Source organism: Archangium violaceum, from assembly GCF_016859125.1.
GTDB classification, from domain to species: Bacteria; Myxococcota; Myxococcia; order Myxococcales; family Myxococcaceae; genus Archangium; species Archangium violaceum_A.
In genome coordinates this window covers 5,659,652-5,675,898 of sequence record NZ_CP069338.1, presented here as the reverse complement: position 1 = coordinate 5,675,898, position 16,247 = coordinate 5,659,652, and the positions used below count along the sequence as shown (strand labels likewise).

Genomic DNA, 16,247 nt, shown 5'->3' with positions numbered 1-16,247 from the left:
CGGGCGGCGCGAGCAGGCAATCGACCTGCTCGCGCCGTTCCTGTTTGAAATCCCTTGTTACTGTGCGAGACCCCATGTCTTCCACCCTCGTCCGCCCGCTCCTCGTCTCCATGCTCGTTCCGCTGCTCCTGGCGGCAGCGCCTCCTCCAGCCACTCCGGCCCCGCCCCAACTGGAGGACACGCTCCCCGACACCTTCTCCGGCGTGGCGCGCGTGGTGGCGGTGGGAGACGTGCACGGAGACGTGGAGGCGTTGAAGGAGGTGCTGCGGCTGGCCGGCCTCATCAACGAGAAGGGCCGGTGGAGCGGCGGAAAGACCCACCTGGTGCAGACGGGGGACATCCCGGATCGCGGCGACCACACCCGAGAGGCCTTCGAGCTGCTGATGCGGCTGGAGAAGGAGGCGCGCGCGGCGGGAGGCCGGGTGCACGCGCTGCTGGGCAACCACGAGGTGCTGAACATGCTCGGGGACCTGCGCTACGCCACCCCGGGTGAGCTGGCCTCGTTCGCGGACCAGGACCCCACGCCGGATGCACCCGGCACGCAGCCTGGGCTCAACGGGCACCGCGCGGCGTATGGGCTCCAGGGGCGCTATGGCCGCTGGCTGCGCGCCCACCCCGCGGTGGTACGCATCAACGACACCCTCTTCGTGCACGGCGGGGTGGCCCCGGAGGTACCGGCGAAGACCCTGGCCGAGCTCAACCGCTGGGTGAGGCAGGACCTGTTCCCCGGCAATCCTCCGGGAGGTGCGACGGACCCGCAGGGGCCGTTGTGGTTCCGTGGCTACGCACTGGGCGAGGAGGAGAGCGCGACGCTCGCCCTCGAGGCGGTGCTGCGGCGCTTCGGCGCGAAGCGGATGGTGATGGGGCACACCACCGACCGCGATGGGAAGATCCGGACGCGGTGCGGCGGCAAGGCGGTGTTCATCGACACCGGCCTGAGCACCGGTTACGGCCACCACCTCGCCGCGCTGGAGATTCGCGGCGGCAAGCTCACCGCCCTCTACAAGGATGGCCGCGTGGAGCTGGGAGCCCCCTCCCCCGCGGCAAGCGATCAGGTCAGCCCCTGACCCGGGCGCGGTTCAAAGGAGCCGCGCGCTGATGGCGCTGTGCACGTCCGCGCCCGCGTCGGTGAGCACGAGCCTCCGGCCCTCGAGCCTCGCGAGGCCGTGCTGGACCAGCCGGGAGATCTCCGCGCGGCGCGGCTCCGGGTTCTCGCCGTAGCGCGCGCACACCGCCTCCCAGTCCACCCCGGAGCGAAGTCGCAGCCCCATGGCCAGGCGCTCCTCGAAGAGCTCCTGGGGCCCCAGCTCCTCGCGGCTGGACTCCGGCAGGCTGCCCTCCTCCGCCACCCGCATGTACGCATCCGAGCCGCGCAGGTTCACGTAGCGGTAACCCGAGGGCCGCTCGTCCGGCCCGGACGTGAGCAGCATCCCCGTGGCCCCCACTCCCAGCGCGAGGTACTCGCCCCCCGTCCAGTAGAGCGCGTTGTGCCGTGAGCTGAACCCCGGCCTCGCGTGGTTGGAGATCTCATAGCGGCGCAGCCCGTGCGCCTCGTAGGCCTCGCGAATGGCCTGTGCCATCTCCACCACCTCCTCGTCCGGAGGCAGCGCCAGCTCGCCCTTGTCGAGCTGCCGGGACAGCGGCGTGGCCACCGCCAGCACCTCCCGCTCCACCGTCAGCGCGTAGGTGGACAGGTGCTCGGGCTGCAGCGCCGCGGCCTGGCGCGCATCCGCCTCCGCCTGCGCCCGCGTCTGTCCATGCACGCCGTAGATGAAGTCCATGGACACCACGTCGAAGCCCGCCCGCCGCGCCATCTCGAACCCCGCCACCGCCTCCTGGCCGGTGTGCTCGCGCCCCAGCGCCCTCAGCGTCTCCTCGTGGAAGGACTGCACGCCCAGCGACAGCCGGTTGACGCCCGCGGCCCGGTAGCCCGCGAAGCGCTCGGCGTCCGCGACGCTCGGGTTGGCTTCCAGGGAGACCTCCGCGCCCGGCGCCACCTTCAGCCGCGCCGCCACGCCCTCCAGGACGTGCGCCACCCAGCGCGGGTGCCAGATGGAGGGCGTGCCGCCACCGAGGAAGATGGACTCCAGGGGCCGTTCGCGCAGCGAGGGCTCCGCCGCCAGCCGCGCGTCCAGCTCCGCCAGCACCGCGCGCGCGTAGCGCTCCTCCGGCACCTGGCGCACCACCGCCACCGCGAAGTCGCAGTAGGGGCATTTGGCCAGGCAGTACGGGAAGTGCACGTACAGTCCGAACCGCGCCGCCGGAGTTCCCGTGAGAGGGTCGATGGGGCCCGCGAAGTCCATCCCGCGCTACTTTCCTCCCCGGAGCTGCGCGAGTTGCGCCTCCAACCGGCTCACCTTCATCTTGTAGCTGGCCGCGGCCTCCAGCGCCGTCTCCGCCGCCATCAACTTGCGCTTCATCGTCGCCACGTCCTCCTTGAGCTGGTCGCGCTCGGCGAGCAGCTCGGCGGACGCCCCAGACTCCTCCGGGGTCGATGCTTCCAGCTCAGCACGCCGCTCCCGCTCCTCCGCCAGCTCCGCCTCCAACTCCGCCACCCGGGCCTGGTCCTTGTTGCGCGAGGCGTCCAGCGCGCCCTCCAGCATCGTCACCCGCTGGCGCAGCCGCTCCACCTGCTCCTCGGCCTCCCGCGCGCGGCGCTCGGCGTCCAGCTCCTCCACCTCGAGCTCCTCCGCCTCGCCCTCCACCTCCCGCTGCGCCACCTGCTCCCGCACCCGCCCCAGCTCCGCTTCCACATCGGCCAGTGCTCGCGAGAGATCCCGCCGATCCGACTCCACCGTCCGCAGCTCGGCCTGCAGCTCCGCCACCTGCGCCTCGGCCTGCTCCGCCGCCTCGCTCAGCGCCGCCGCGTCCGCCTCCATCCGATCGCGCAGCCGCACCACCTCGGCCTCGCTCGCCGCCAGCGACTCCTTCAACGACTCGAACTCCGCCACCTCGGCACGCGCCGTCTCGAGCTCGGCCTCCAGCTCACGGGTGCGCGCCCGCGCCTCCTCCAGCGAGCTGCTCGACCCCTCGGATTCCGCGAGCATCGCCTCCAGCTGCGTCACCCGCGCCGACAGCCCCGCCCGCTCCGCCGCCACGAGCTCCCGCTCCCGCTCGGCGGCCCGCAGCTGCTCGCCCGTGTCCTCCAGCTCGACCAGGTTGGCCTGATACTGCTCCCGGACGGCCTCCAGCGCCCCCTGCATCTCGGCGCGCTCGGCCGCCAGCTCCGCCACCCGGTCCTGCGCCAACGACAGGGCCTCCTTCGCCCCGACGAGCTCCTCGGCCAGGGCGCCGCGCGAGCTCCGCTCGTGCTTCAGCTCCCCGGTGACGCGCGACAGCTCCGCCTCCACCTCGGCCAGCGCGCGCGAGAGGTCCTTGCGGTCCTCCTCCGCCGTCTGCAGCTCGCCCTGCAGCTCCGTCACCTTCGCCTCGGCCGCCGCCGTGCGCGCCGTCTCGCGAGACAGCGTCAGGGAGGCCTGCTCCAGCTTCGCGGGCAGGTCCTTCAGCGCTCCGAGCTGCTCCTGCGCCTCCGCCAATTGTCTGCGCAGCGTGGCCTCGGAGACGCGCAGCTCCTGGAGCTCGGACTCACGCTCGGAATACAGCGCCCTCGCGCGGCTCAACGTCTCCGTCTTCTGCTTCAGCACCGAGCGGAAGTGCTCGAGCTTCTCCTCCGGGGAGCCCCCCAGCGGCATGCGCGGCTCGGGGGGTTCGGCGAAGGGATCCGCCGCCCCCACGGGACGCACCGGGGCCGTCACGGCCTCCGAGGCCCGGGACGAGGCCTGCACGGAGGGCAGCGACATGGCGGGCCGGAAGGCGGCCGGCGTGGCGGATGACCCCCTGCCCGAGTCCGGGGCGGGCGCCGCCCGGCGTGGCGGTAGCGGCGGGGGTCCGGGCAGGGCCGCGGGACGCGCGTCCTCCTCCAACCCGGTCCGCAGCTCCGTGAGTGTATCCCTCTCCTCTGGCGACGACCCCATGCGCGCCCACGTTAACGCCCGGACCGCCTCTTCTCCACAGACGTCCGCACTCCGTGCGCGTCCCGACCTCCCGCCTGGTCTCCAGGCCCACAACAAGGTCGCGGCGGGCCCATCGGGGCGTTAGGGACTGGGCGGAAAGGCCGCCGGCTTGCCTTGCCTCCCCACACAGGCGGTGACAGGTTCAGACGTTCCATGGCTCAGCGCTACACACTTCCCAACGGACTCACCGTCGTCTTCGAGGAGCTGCATTCCGCCCGGGTGGCCGCCTTCCAGGTGTGGGTCAAGGCCGGCAGCGCCGACGAGCGTCCTGATCAGGCCGGACTCGCGCACCTGCACGAGCATATGCTCTTCAAGGGCACGGCCCGGCGTGGCCCCGGGGAGATCGCCCGCGACGTGGAGGCCCATGGCGGTGAAATCAATGCCTGGACGTCCTTCGACCAGACGGTCTACCACATCGTCATCGCCAGCCAGTTCGCCCGCATGGGGTTGGACATCCTCGGCGACGCCATCCGCTCCTCCGCCTTCGACACGGACGAGCTGGCGCGCGAAATCGAAGTGGTGTGCGAGGAGATCAAACGCAGCCAGGACACCCCGGCCCGGCGGGCCTCGCGCGACCTCTTCTCCACCGCCTACCAGGTGCACCCCTACCGCGCCCCCGTCATCGGCACCGCGGAGAGCGTGCGCAGCTTCGACCGGGACAAGGTGCTCGAGTTCTACCGGCGGCACTACACGCCGAAAAACCTGGTGCTCTCGGCCGTGGGTGACTTCACCGAGGCGGAGCTGCGCCGGTGGGTGGAGGAGATCTTCGGCGGAGACTGGGGCCGGCCCTACGAGGGCGCCGTGGCCCGCGCGCGCGAGCCCGAGCTCACCCGCCGCCGCGTGTTGCTGCGCCCCGACGAGGTGAAGGAGGCCTACTTCAACCTCGCCTTCCCCATCCCCCAGGCGGACCACCCGGACGTGCCCGCCCTGGACGCGCTGGCCATGCTCGCCGGCCAGGGCGAGACGTCCCGGCTGGTGCTGGAGGTGAAGCGCAAGCGCAGCCTCGTCAACGACATCCACGCGTACGCCTACACGCCGAGGGATCCGGGCCTCTTCACCGCCAGCTTCACCCTGCCTCCCGCGAAGCTGCCCCAGGCGCTCGAGGAGACGGTGCGGGTGCTGGCCGCGCTGCGCACGGGCCTGGTGCCCGCGGACGAGCTCGCCACGGTGAAGGCCCTCATCGAAGCCGAGGCCATCTACCAGCGCGAGACGATGCAGGGCCTGGCGCGCAAGCTGGGCCACTACCAGTCCTCCATGGGAGACCTGGAGGCGGAGGCGCGCTACTACGAGGCCATCGCGCGCCTCACTCCCGAGCGCATCCTCGAGGTGGCCGAGCGCTACCTGCGCTTCGAGCGCACCGTCATCACCGGGCTGCTGCCTCCGGGCACCCCCTTCGGCGCGGAGCAGGCCGAGGAGATTCTGGACCGGGTGTCCCGCGAGGTCCCTGGCGCCCCCGTCGAGCGCCGCGCCCCCCGGGCCGCGCCCACCGGGCCGGCGCTGAAGGTGGGCCGCGCCACGGCCACCTCTCCGGGCCGGGTGGTGGAGGAGCGGTTGCCCTCGGGCGCGCGCATCCTCGTGCGCGAGGAGCCCGCCGTGCCGCTCTTCGCCATGCGCGCCGCCTTCCCCGGCGGCCTGCGCTACGAGACGGCGGAGAACAACGGCCTCACCACGCTGCTCGGCCGCTGCCTCACCCGCGGCACGCCGTCGCACGACGCGGAGGAGATCTCCCACCTCATCGACAGCTTCGCCGGCTCGCTCATGGGACAGGGCGGACGCAACTCGGTGGGCCTGCGCGGCGAGTTCCTCTCGCGCCACTTCCAGCCCGCCTTCCGGCTCTTCGCGGACTGCCTCCTCCACCCCCGTTTCCCCGAGGCCGAGGTGGCCCGGGAGCGCGCCCTGCTGCTGCAGGACATCCTCACCCGCGAGGACAAGCCCAGCGGCGTGGCGTTCGATCTCTTCGGCCGCACCCTCTTCCGCACGCACCCCTACCGGCTGTCCACGCTGGGCGAGCAGTCCTCGGTGGAGAGGCTGGGGCCGGACGCGCTGCGCGCCTACCACGCCGCGCACATGGATCCATCCCAGCTCGTCCTGAGCGTGGTGGGGGATGTGAAGGTGGACGAGGTCCTCGCCCTCGCGCACGAGGCCTTCGGGACCTCCCGCGGCCACGCGGCCCCTCCGCCCGAGGTGAAGCCAGAGCCGCCGCTCGAGGGCCCACGCTCGGACAAGCGAGTCCTGGCGCGCGCACAGGCCCACCTCGTCCTGGGCTTCCCGGGCGTGCGGGTGAACGACAGCCGGCGGCACGCGCTGGAGGTGCTCTCCACGCTGCTCAGCGGCCAGGGCGGGCGACTCTTCGTGGAGCTGCGCGACAAGCGCTCCATGGCCTACAGCGTCAGCAGCTTCTCCATGGAGGGAGTGGACCCGGGCTACTTCGCCGTCTACATGGGCACCAGCCCCGAGAAGCTGGAGGCCGCGCTCGCCGGCATCCGCGCGGAGCTCACCCGCGTGCGCGACGAGCCCATCCCCGAGGCCGAGCTCTCCCGCGCGAAGCAGCACCTCATCGGCACCCATGAGATTGGCCTGCAGCGCAACGGCTCGCGTGCCGCGCTGCTCGCGCTGGACGCGTGCTACCACCTGGGCCTGGAGAACTTCTTCCACTACGCGGAGCGCGTGGCGGCGGTGACGGCCGAGGACGTGCGTACCGTGGCCCGCCAGCTCATCGACTTCGAGCGCAGCGCGCTCGCCGTCGTCGGCCCCTGAGCCCCCCGCAAAACAAAATCCCCTCTCCCAGGTGGGGAGAGGGGATGAGGTCACCGGGCCTCGGAGGAGGCCCGGCTCACCGGGACACCCGGCTCACGGCTGCGCGCAGGCCTCGGCGTTCTCGTGGCGGCACTCATGCAGGTTGCGCGGCACCTCCATCCAGTAGATGTCCGGAGCCGCGTTCCTCTGGGTCTTCAGTGCCTCGGTGATGGGAGCCGAGCCCGGGCTGGACATCGCCACCTCGTAGCGCTTGGACCCATCCTTCGACAGCGTGACGACCGGCATACCCGAGCCCGGAGGACCGTTCGTCGGGCGAGCCTTCGAGGACATGAAGCCCGATAGGGTGCGCTTACCGGTGGCGGGATCGGTCGTGTACACCTGGAAGCTCGCGGCCTGGTTCGGATGGCCCGTGATGACGTCCGCCTGCCACGAGTAGGACAGGTCACCCAGACCCGACAACGAGCAGGCCGCGGCCCCCACGCCCGAGGACGGAGCGAAGGTGGGCCAGAAGACGACGCCCGCCAGAATGGTCGAACCTTCCGCCGTCCGCTCCAACAGGCTGTTGTCGTAGCGGATGAACCAACCGGGAGAGTTCGTGCTCGCGCTCGGGACCGTGTTCAGCTTGGCGGCGGTGATGTAGCGCTGCTCCACCCCCGACTCATCCGCGGGCAGGCGCTCGTAGAGCGAGCTCGGAATGGTCACGTCCACCAGCGAGCACGAGCTGCCGTCGACGCACTTGAAGCCCGCGGTGTCCGTCAGGCGCATCCCGTCGAACTTCACCGCGCCGTCGGCGTCATTGAAGGTACGACCACCGCTGCCGTACGCCTGGAAGCCGAAGTAGCGATGCAGCGCGACCTCCGACTTCTCGGCATCGCTCAACTTCAGGTCGCTGTGCTCGGCCGTGTTGAGATTGAGGTGGTCACACGAGAACGTGGAGCCCGAGGGCGAGCAATACGACATGGTCGAGAACTCCCTGGGCTTGCCATCCGACGGCAGGGTCGGCGGGTACACGGCGGAGCCGTACGCCGAGTCGGGGCAGCTGATGGTGAGCTTGCTCAGTTCCATCCGCGTGTTGCTGGAGCACGCCGAGCCCGGGGTACTGAGCCAGCTGTCCGCGTTGCTCTGCAGCACGCCACCCAGGTACTTGATGGTGCTGGTGCGCTTCTGACCGTTGAGCTCTCCGACGAACGTCGCTTCCACGTTGCACTTCAACCGGAGGCACGCCAGCAGGTCGTCCGCGCTGCAGTCCGTGCCCGGCGTGGTGCGCAGGTGCTGCCGGTCGCCGGTGCCCGCGAAGGCACGCAACCAGCCCGTCTCCGGCTGCAGGATGGTGGAGGCCACCTGGAAGAAGGGCGCCTTCTTGTAGGCACTATACGGCCCGTTCTCGTGCCCATCCTCACGCGCCATCTCCAACGAGCGCGCACCGAACCAGTTGGTCACCTCTCCCGTGGTGGCGTCGCGCACGCCCGGCTCGTAGAGACGGAACGTCCACATCTGGCCGCCCATGTCGCCGACGATGAGCGTGTCGAAGAAGCCGTCCACGTCGATCTGCACGCTATCGCCCTTGCCGATGTCCACCATGGCCGGTGAGGCCACCACGGGCATCATCTGGTTGAGCACCTGCTCGTAGGCGGACGTCTTGATGCCGGGCTGGGCCTCCGCGGCCCACAGCTTCTGGCCCGACCAGGCATCCACCAGGTACACGCCGCGGCCACGCGTCAGGTCCGGGCTGTAGCCGCCATTGAGGGCGACGACCCAGCGCTCCTCCCAACCGCGCTCGGAGTCCTTGGCCGAGGAACCCCCGTCGGCCTTGAGACGCACCGGCCCGATGGGCGGCGGCCTGGGCGAGAAGTTGGACCAGGACTGCCCCATGCTGATCGACTCCTTGTCGCACGCATTGGGGAACATCCAACGGAACGGCCGCAGGCTCTTGTTGTCCGGGCTCTGAACCGCCTTGAGCATCAGGTAGGGATCCGTCACGTCCAGCGCCAGGAAGCGCTGGCCGCCGCCACGCTCGGTGATGACGGCGATGGAGCGGAACTCCTGCGACTGCTTTTTGCCGTCCCGCCCGGGCGCCAGCAGGGAACCCGAGGGAGCACCATCCGCCCAGATGTCACGCACCATGGCCGTGCCATCCACGAAGTACTCGTGGCCGCTCACCATCAGACCCAGCTTGGGCATCAGGTCCGGCGGGATGAAGGCCCATAGCTCCTGGCCCGTGCCCACGTCGTAGATGTCGTCGAACTTGTTCTCCTTGGAGGCGCCCGAGATCACCGAGCCCGCGTGGACGGCGTGAACCATGCCACCGTTGGAGCCCACCAGGAGGATGCGGTCACGCGTGCCCGCCGCCGACGACATGTACTCGGTATAGGCGCCGAAGTTTCCGCTGTAGTAGTTCGGGATCGGTTCCATCGGCGTGGGCTTGGGGACCTCGACGAAGCCCACCCGGTTGTAGAGGGTGGACACGCACTGGCCGGCCAGGGCGTTGTCGCAGACGAAGGGCTCGACGGGCGGATCCACCACCACCGGCGTGGAGTGGAAGATGTCCGCGAGCTTGCAGGACGTGGCGGTCTCCGGCTTGTCGTTGTCCGCGCAGGGCCGTTCCTCGTCCAGGATGGAGTCACCGTCGTAGTCGAAGACGTCCATGCCGCGCACGAAGCGGATGAGCTGGAGGGCGCAGTCGTCCTGCTGCTCGGGGGTGCCCGCCCACGCCTTCTTCTGCTTGGAGAAGAGCGTGCCGCAGAAGGAGTCACCCCCCGCCAGCACGTAGCTCTTGAGCAGGGAGAAGTTGTCCTCGTGGAACTCGACGGGCGGGTTGTCCTCCGCAGTGTACTTGCCGTCGTTGTCCCTGTCGATCAGGGTGAAGATGCAGCGACCGCCGTCCTCCTTGAGGGGGTTGCTGGGGTCGCACTTCAGCGCGGCCTTGCGCTTGCCAATCGTCTCGCCCAGGTCCCAGAAGGGCCTCGCCGGGGTGCCACCCTCAAGCTTGCCGCCCTCCACGGGACTGGCCGTGTTCGCCTTGACCCAGATGCCCTCGGTGTTCTCCTGGACGATGTTGTCCTTCGTGAAGCTGGTGATCTCCGGCACGGAGCCCGGTGCGCCCGAGAAGCCCGTCGGCTTGTCCACGTAGAAGGAGTCGTCGCAGTCGCCGTCCTCGTTGAGGTCTCCCTCCGCACCCGGCTTACAGCCCTGGGCGAACTCGCTGTAGTAGAAGAAGCGGTAGAGGTGGCCCTCGTACGGACGGCCCCGGCGCGGGATGAAGCGCGGCACGTACACGGACGATTGAACCCCGCCCGCCTGCACGCCGGAGATGTTGGCCGCGGCGAACGAGGTGGACAGTTCCTTCAGGTCGCCAAGGGCATCGATGATGGCCTCACGCAGCTCGGTGGCGTTGTTGGCGCGGTAGAAGTTGCCCTTGCCGGCCTTCGCGATGCTCTGGAGCATGGCGCTGTTGTCGCCATAGCCAATGGTGTACGTGCGCACGGACTGCATGCCCGGCATGTCGTCGCGCAGGTCCATGTTGGCCAGGAAGAAGGCCACGTCATCCATGAAGTTCTTGTTGCCCACGCCCAGACCGGTCGGCCAGTTCCAGTCGGTGTAGTCGCAGTCCTCCTTGGTGTACTTGACGCCCGGGGACTTCTCGAACTGATCGCAGTAGTTGACACCACCCACGTCCGGGTTGGTCTCGGGGTCCACCGGATCGAATCTGACCAACGACGCGTCCGGGGCCGGGTGCCGGACCCCCTTGGCGACGAGCAGCTCCATCATCTTGGTGATGGGCACCGAGTTGTCGTACTTGGGCGCGCCGTCCGTCAGCACGATGACCGAGTTGACCTGGCAGCCGAAGCAGACGGTGCGCTTGTCGGGAGACGGCAGCTCGTTGCGGGGATCGATCTCCCAGGGCTGGCCCGGCCGGTAGTACCCCGTGGCGGAATCCACGTAGGGCGCCTTGACCCACTCATCGGCGCCCGCAGCGTAGGTAGCGCCCGGCTGACCCGTGTACGGGTTGTCGTAGGTGCCTCCGTTGCAGCAGCCCGGCCAACCGAAGTAACCGGGGCTGAGGGGCTGCTTGAACCAGTTCTCCCACTTCTTGTCCGAGATTTGAGAGGAGAAGTAGCCGCCCAGACCGAACAGGGCCTCACCGATGGAGCGCTCGTTGTTGCGGAACTCCGTCTTGTTGACGGCCTTCATCAGCAGGGGCCGATCGAGCGCCGTCTCGTTGATGGTGGGAAAGGACTTGTCGCAGGTCGGACGCAGACCCGCGAGAATCTCCGGCGGATCGAACCAACCATGGTCCTTGCCGAAGGTGGCCACGCCCATGCGCACGTTGGGCGCCATGTTGATGACGTCCTTGAGCACCTTGCGCGCCACCACGAACTTGGGCGGACGTACGTTGAGCACGCGGCCGGTGACAACCCACTTGCGGAAGGCCTCGGGAGGGAGCGGCGGCTCGTCGAAATCCCGCGGGGGACCCTGACTGGGCTTCAGCGCGTCGGTCACGATCGGACCACGCCACCAGCCCTTGGTCGTCAGGCACCGCCTGCAGTCGGTGACGAGCTGCGCTTCCGGGGAGTAGGGATAGTCCGCGAAATCCCAGCCCAAGCCCGAGTAGCAGGCGGTGAGCGCGTCCCCGGTGCTATCCATCGACTCGAAGTCGGGGTAGAGCGTAGCCGGAGATTCCTCCACGACGAAGTTAATGCGCCGACCGCGCACGTTGTAGAACCTGTTCGGATCGAAGAACGGCGAGGCCAGATCGGCGTCGCTGTCGTAGACGACGGAGCCGTTCTTCCCCGGATCCGCGCTGTCCTTGTCGAACCAGCTCATCGCGGCGACCAGCGCCGGGTCATCGCAGCCCGTGTTGAGGGCGTGTCCCGCCGAGCCCGTACCTCCGCGGTCACCGGGCTTGGTGGTGGACGTGGCCGGGGGCTCGTAGCCGGGCGTGAAGGCCTCGGGCAGGAACTCGGGGAAGTCCTGCATGGACTCGTTGTTGCCCAGCAGGAACATGGCGCTCGGAGGGCTGGCGGGGACCTCGAAGAAGTCCTTGTCGCCGCCGACCGCGGGGCTGATCATCGCGTCGCCAATGGCCACGGCGCTCGTGCAGCACATGGCCTTGTCGGGCTTGGGAACAGCACCCGAGCGACTCTCCACGGCCAACAGACCCACGGCCCCCGCCGCCACCACTCCCGCAGCCATGCTCACCCTGCGGACAAAGGGCCTCCGCAGGGCGTTTCGCATGGTGTCGAAGTTGATGCGCATCATGAAAGGCTCCTAGACACCGAAACGCACCACGAATTCCACTTCGGTGCCACGACCGTTTTCGTCCATACAGTGGACCGTCACTTTATACGGCGTTCCGCCCAACGCACTATCACCGACGATATTGGACAGATCCCGCAGGTTATTGCGGTTACCACCCGCCTTCTGCTTGACCTGGATCATGCCACCCACCTTCACCTGACCGATGTGGCCGCTGCGTACACACCGGGCGTCGTGGGGGACCTCGCCGCTCTCGGGACAGTCGACGACACCCGCCGAGTTCAAGTCCTTGTTCACCGGCTCGACGCTGGCGGTGACGCCCTGGAAGCGCGAGAGCATGTATTGACGACCCGCGTCAGCGCACGCGAGCAACTCGTCACCACTGCGCTCGTTCCTGGCCGCCCCCAGCTCACTGTGGGAAAAGGCCACGGCGGCGGCGGCCAACAGACTGATGACGGCCAGCAGCACCACCACCAGCAACAGCACGGAACCGCGTCTGTCGGGGTGTTTCTTCATGGGCAATCCTCCTAGCCACCGGCACAGTTGAAGGAGTTGGCTTCGCCGGGAAGCTCGCCCCTGCAGGCGTCCGGCGTCACCCCGTCCGGCTCATAGTAGAGCGGGACGGGCATCTCCGTGGACAGCATGTTACGGACCTGGACGGACATCTCCGAGACGATGCGCCGGAAACCGTAGGGCACCGGCTTTCCGGTGGTCGGATCCACACTGAGCGCCTCCTCCGGGGTGCCGTCCGCCTTCCTGCCGAACGCGGGAATCTGGTTCATCACCTCGGGGCCCGCGCCCGAATCGCGGGTGGTGCTGCGCGCCACCAGGCCCACCACGACAGCACGAATGTTGCCGGGGTGGTTGTTCGTGAGGCGCGGATCACCCACATCCATCCCATAGTCGGGCGCAGCTTCATTCGGGTCGGGGATGAAGGTGCTGCCATCCGCCTTCACGAAGGTGACGCGCAACGCCTCGATGTCCTCGGCCACCGGCTCGCCGAACGAATCTTCGGGGCCATCACCGAGCCCATGCCGCCGGAACAGGTAGGGCCGGCCTGGCGAGGCGGGATCTCCATCCTCGTCGATGAGCTGGATGGAGTAGTCGTAGACGTCGATCTTGAACACGTAGACCGCCAGAGCTCCCGAGTTGGAGAAGCAGTTGTGGACCTCGTTGAGGTTGGGGAAGGTGCCCGTCTTGGGCTGCAGCGACAACGACTTCGCCCCCTTCGGGGCGTCCTCGCGCAGCCGCGCGTAGGTCCAGGAGATCGCACCCGGGCACATCAACTGGACGATCTGCCCCCGGCGCAGCCGCTCGGTCAACCCATCGACGAGGGTAACGGAGTCCTCAGCGACGCTCTCGACGCGGGCATTGAACGCCGGGTTGCGCATCCGGAAGACGAGCCGATCCGACCTGTTGATGGCCGTGGGGGACTCTCGGGACCAGTCCGCTGGGAAGCCGAAGGCCAGGGACGGCTCGATGCCATAACCCGCCATGCGCAGGTTGCGCACCACCATCAGGTGCGTCTGCCTCAGCGACGCCTGCCCACCCCGGATGCCCGCCTGCGTGTAGAAGGACTGGGTGTAGCCCAGGAAGGCCGCGGATACCGCGAGCACCGTGATGAAGGTCACCGCGGAGCTCACCATCAGCTCGATGAGCGTGAATCCTCGCTGGCGCCGCATCACAACATCCCTCCTACCCTGGTACGCATGGCCTGCGTGGTCACGACGCGGGGCTCGCCCGCATCCAAGTAGAGCACCTTCACCCAGATCTGCAGCATCCGCTCGTCCACGCGGCGGACGATGTAGAAGCGCTCGTATTCGGTTCTGTTCTTGGACGGATCCTTCTCCTCGTTCCTGAAAACGGGCTCCTGTATCCCGCCGAACTTGGCGTCCTCGAACGTGAGCATCATCTCGTCGTGCATGCACGCCTTGTAGGCGTTGTAGTCGCCCGTGCCCGGCTTGAGCAGCTTGCCATCCTTGTCCAGCGGATCATCCGCGCACAGGGGGTCGGAGGGGATGAGCCGCGGGTCGTCGAAGCTCCAGAGTTGGATCTGCTCGGCCAGATCGTTGGCGACGTCGGTGGCCTGCATGAGCCGACGTGCCTGAGCGGTGGCGCCGCGCGCCTGCACGAGCGCGCCGAGCAGCCCGGCGAGACCCAGGAGGAATACGACCGCGGCGATGAGCGACTCGATCGTCGTGAAACCGTGGTCCTGGCGGGGAGAGGCTCGTCTCAGCATGGGAATCACCTCTAGCGATGCGCCGAGAAGGTCCGGACGATACCGGTGTTGGTGATGACGACGGCCTGGACACTGTCCGAACCGCCACCACCCATTGGGCGGAAGGAGATGGAGGCAGACCCGTCCGGGGACGGGTTGCCCAGTGCGTCGGTGAAGCTCACGGTGCCGTCCGGCTCGAAGATGATGGCACCCCGCCGGGGCTCGTCGGCAGCGCCGTCATTGGTGCAGAAGGTGCACGGGGTGTCGTTGGGGACGAAGCAGAAGGGCGGCGGGAAGGTGCTGGTGCCATCCGTGGGACCCCTGGCGAGCCCGACCTTGCTCTTGAGATCGGCGGTGCATCCCTTGTGCGCCACCCGGCCCACCGCGTCCACGAAGCCCCTGTCGTACAGCCGCACCGAGGGGTTGAAGTGCCCCGAGTCGAACAGCGGGTACTCCGAGCCCGCGGGAGCGGGCGCCACCGGAATCAGATCGCTCAGGGTCCTCCAGCCGGGATTGGCCCTGAGCGTCGCGGTCATGTTCGACCAGGGATCCACCACCACCCAGTACTGGATGGGGTTGCCCAGGTTGGGCGTGTCCGCGTTGAGCAGCAGCACCACGCGGTGGTTGCGGCCATACGCGTGGGAACGCGCGCTGGAGATCGCCGCGGCGAACTCGAGCGCTCCACCCGTCAGCCGTGTGCGCTGGGGCAGCACGTCCAGCGCGGCGAACGCGAGCACGGCGAGGATCGCGATGATGCCGACGACGGTCGACATCTCGACCAGGGAGAAGCCACTGTTGCGGCGAGTTCGCTTCATAAGGGAGTCCATCGTCGGCGCCCCCCGAGCAGAGCCACACTCCAACCTGACACGGGCGCACAAAAGTAAGAGCTGAGCTTCAACGGCCTGCTAATTGGTCCTCTGCGGGCCAGCTTACCGCAAATTCCGACGAAGGATCATCGCATCCTCGAACACACGACGAGCGGGCGACGCGGCGGGCCTCGCGCCGGGAAAATTTCTTTCCCGGCTGCAGCCATCCCGGCATCTTCCAGAGAGCAACGCGAAACGCGAGAAGGGCGACATGACGGGGACGTATCAGACACTCACAGTGGATCTGCCGGAGGCGGAGTCGGAAGCCGCCCAGGACCTGCTGCACGAGGCGGGGGCCATGGGACTGGAAGTGCGAGACCGGGAAACGCCCACCATGCCAGGAGTGCGAGCCCCCTCGGTGGGAGAGGCCATCCTCGTGGCCTACTTCGAGGACGCGGAGACGGCCGAGCAGGCCCGCGCGATGCTCGCCGAGGCCCATCCCTCGGCGCGTCTGCGGATTGCCGAGGAGCAACAGCAGGACTGGAGCAACGCCTGGAAGGCCCACATCAAGTCGGTGCAGGTAGGACGACTGTGGGTGGGTCCCCCCTGGGAAGCGCAGAACGCGCCGGCGGACAAGGTGCGCCTCGTCATCGAACCGAAGATGGCCTTCGGCACAGGTGACCACCCCACCACCTCCCTGTGTCTGGGTGCGGTGGACGACTACATGAGCACCCACCCGGGAGCGAGCGTGCTGGATGTGGGCACGGGTACGGGCGTGCTGGCCATCGCCGCGAAGAAGCTGGGCGCCGGCCGGGTGGTGGGCACGGACAACGATCCGGTGTCGGTGGAGCTGGCGAGGGAGAACGCCCAGGACAACGGGACTCCGGACGTGGAGCTGTCCGGCAAGGAGCTGACGGCGGTGGAGGGCACCTTCGACCTGGTGGTGGCCAACATCCTGGCCAACACACTCATCGAGCTGGCGCCGCTCATCGCCCCCAAGGTGAAGGACAAGCTGCTGATGGCGGGCGTGCTCGCGCACCAGAAGGCGGAGGTGGAGGCCGCGTATGTGAACCTCGGCCTGGTGCCAGAACCGGGCGCCCAACAGGGCGAGTGGGTGCGGCTGGACTTCCACCGCGCCAGGTAACGCGCCGCGGCGGTCCGCCTGAATGAGTTCGGTAGTCACCCGTGTGCACCCTG

General features: G+C 68.7%; 10 protein-coding genes. 3 read left to right on the top strand and 7 right to left on the bottom strand.

Annotation, left to right across the window (positions count from 1 at the left end):
- Window positions 1–74: 74 nt before the first annotated feature.
- Window positions 75–1,067 carry a metallophosphoesterase gene (locus tag JQX13_RS24365; protein WP_203411312.1) on the top strand — a complete coding sequence of 331 codons (993 nt, stop codon included), beginning with the start codon at window positions 75–77 and terminating at the stop codon, window positions 1,065–1,067.
- Window positions 1,068–1,079: 12 nt separating this feature from the next.
- On the opposite strand, the gene hemW is transcribed toward JQX13_RS24365, so the two are convergent.
- Window positions 1,080–2,303, bottom strand: coding sequence for a radical SAM family heme chaperone HemW (hemW, locus tag JQX13_RS24360; protein WP_203411311.1), 1,224 nt, complete (start codon window positions 2,301–2,303; stop codon window positions 1,080–1,082).
- Between the two features lie 6 nt (window positions 2,304–2,309).
- Complete coding sequence (locus JQX13_RS24355) at window positions 2,310–3,974, bottom strand: hypothetical protein (RefSeq protein ID WP_203411310.1); 1,665 nt, start codon at window positions 3,972–3,974, stop codon at window positions 2,310–2,312.
- A gap of 192 nt (window positions 3,975–4,166) precedes the next feature.
- Here JQX13_RS24355 and JQX13_RS24350 point away from each other — a divergent pair, with 192 nt between their 5' ends.
- Window positions 4,167–6,770: a M16 family metallopeptidase gene (locus tag JQX13_RS24350; protein ID WP_203411309.1), complete on the top strand. Its 2,604-nt coding sequence runs from the start codon at window positions 4,167–4,169 to the stop codon at window positions 6,768–6,770.
- A gap of 93 nt (window positions 6,771–6,863) precedes the next feature.
- Here JQX13_RS24350 and JQX13_RS24345 read toward each other — a convergent pair whose 3' ends face one another.
- The 5 genes from JQX13_RS24345 to JQX13_RS24325 are packed head-to-tail and all read right to left on the bottom strand — an operon-like array spanning window position 6,864 to window position 15,059.
- Window positions 6,864–12,029 (bottom strand): hypothetical protein, encoded by a 5,166-nt coding sequence (locus JQX13_RS24345; protein WP_203411308.1) that lies wholly within the window; start codon window positions 12,027–12,029, stop codon window positions 6,864–6,866.
- 9 nt (window positions 12,030–12,038) lie between these two features.
- Complete coding sequence (locus JQX13_RS24340) at window positions 12,039–12,542, bottom strand: hypothetical protein (RefSeq protein WP_203411307.1); 504 nt, start codon at window positions 12,540–12,542, stop codon at window positions 12,039–12,041.
- A gap of 11 nt (window positions 12,543–12,553) precedes the next feature.
- Window positions 12,554–13,708 carry a prepilin-type N-terminal cleavage/methylation domain-containing protein gene (locus JQX13_RS24335; protein ID WP_203411306.1) on the bottom strand — a complete coding sequence of 385 codons (1,155 nt, stop codon included), beginning with the start codon at window positions 13,706–13,708 and terminating at the stop codon, window positions 12,554–12,556.
- Window positions 13,708–14,265 carry a type IV pilus modification PilV family protein gene (locus JQX13_RS24330; protein WP_203411305.1) on the bottom strand — a complete coding sequence of 186 codons (558 nt, stop codon included), beginning with the start codon at window positions 14,263–14,265 and terminating at the stop codon, window positions 13,708–13,710. Before JQX13_RS24330 ends, JQX13_RS24335 begins: the two co-directional genes overlap by 1 nt.
- A gap of 11 nt (window positions 14,266–14,276) precedes the next feature.
- Window positions 14,277–15,059, bottom strand: a complete 783-nt coding sequence (locus JQX13_RS24325) for a pilus assembly FimT family protein (protein ID WP_203411304.1) — start codon at window positions 15,057–15,059, stop codon at window positions 14,277–14,279.
- A gap of 262 nt (window positions 15,060–15,321) precedes the next feature.
- Here JQX13_RS24325 and prmA point away from each other — a divergent pair, with 262 nt between their 5' ends.
- Window positions 15,322–16,194, top strand: a complete 873-nt coding sequence (gene prmA, locus JQX13_RS24320) for a 50S ribosomal protein L11 methyltransferase (protein ID WP_203411303.1) — start codon at window positions 15,322–15,324, stop codon at window positions 16,192–16,194.
- The last annotated feature ends 53 nt before the right edge of the window (window positions 16,195–16,247 follow it).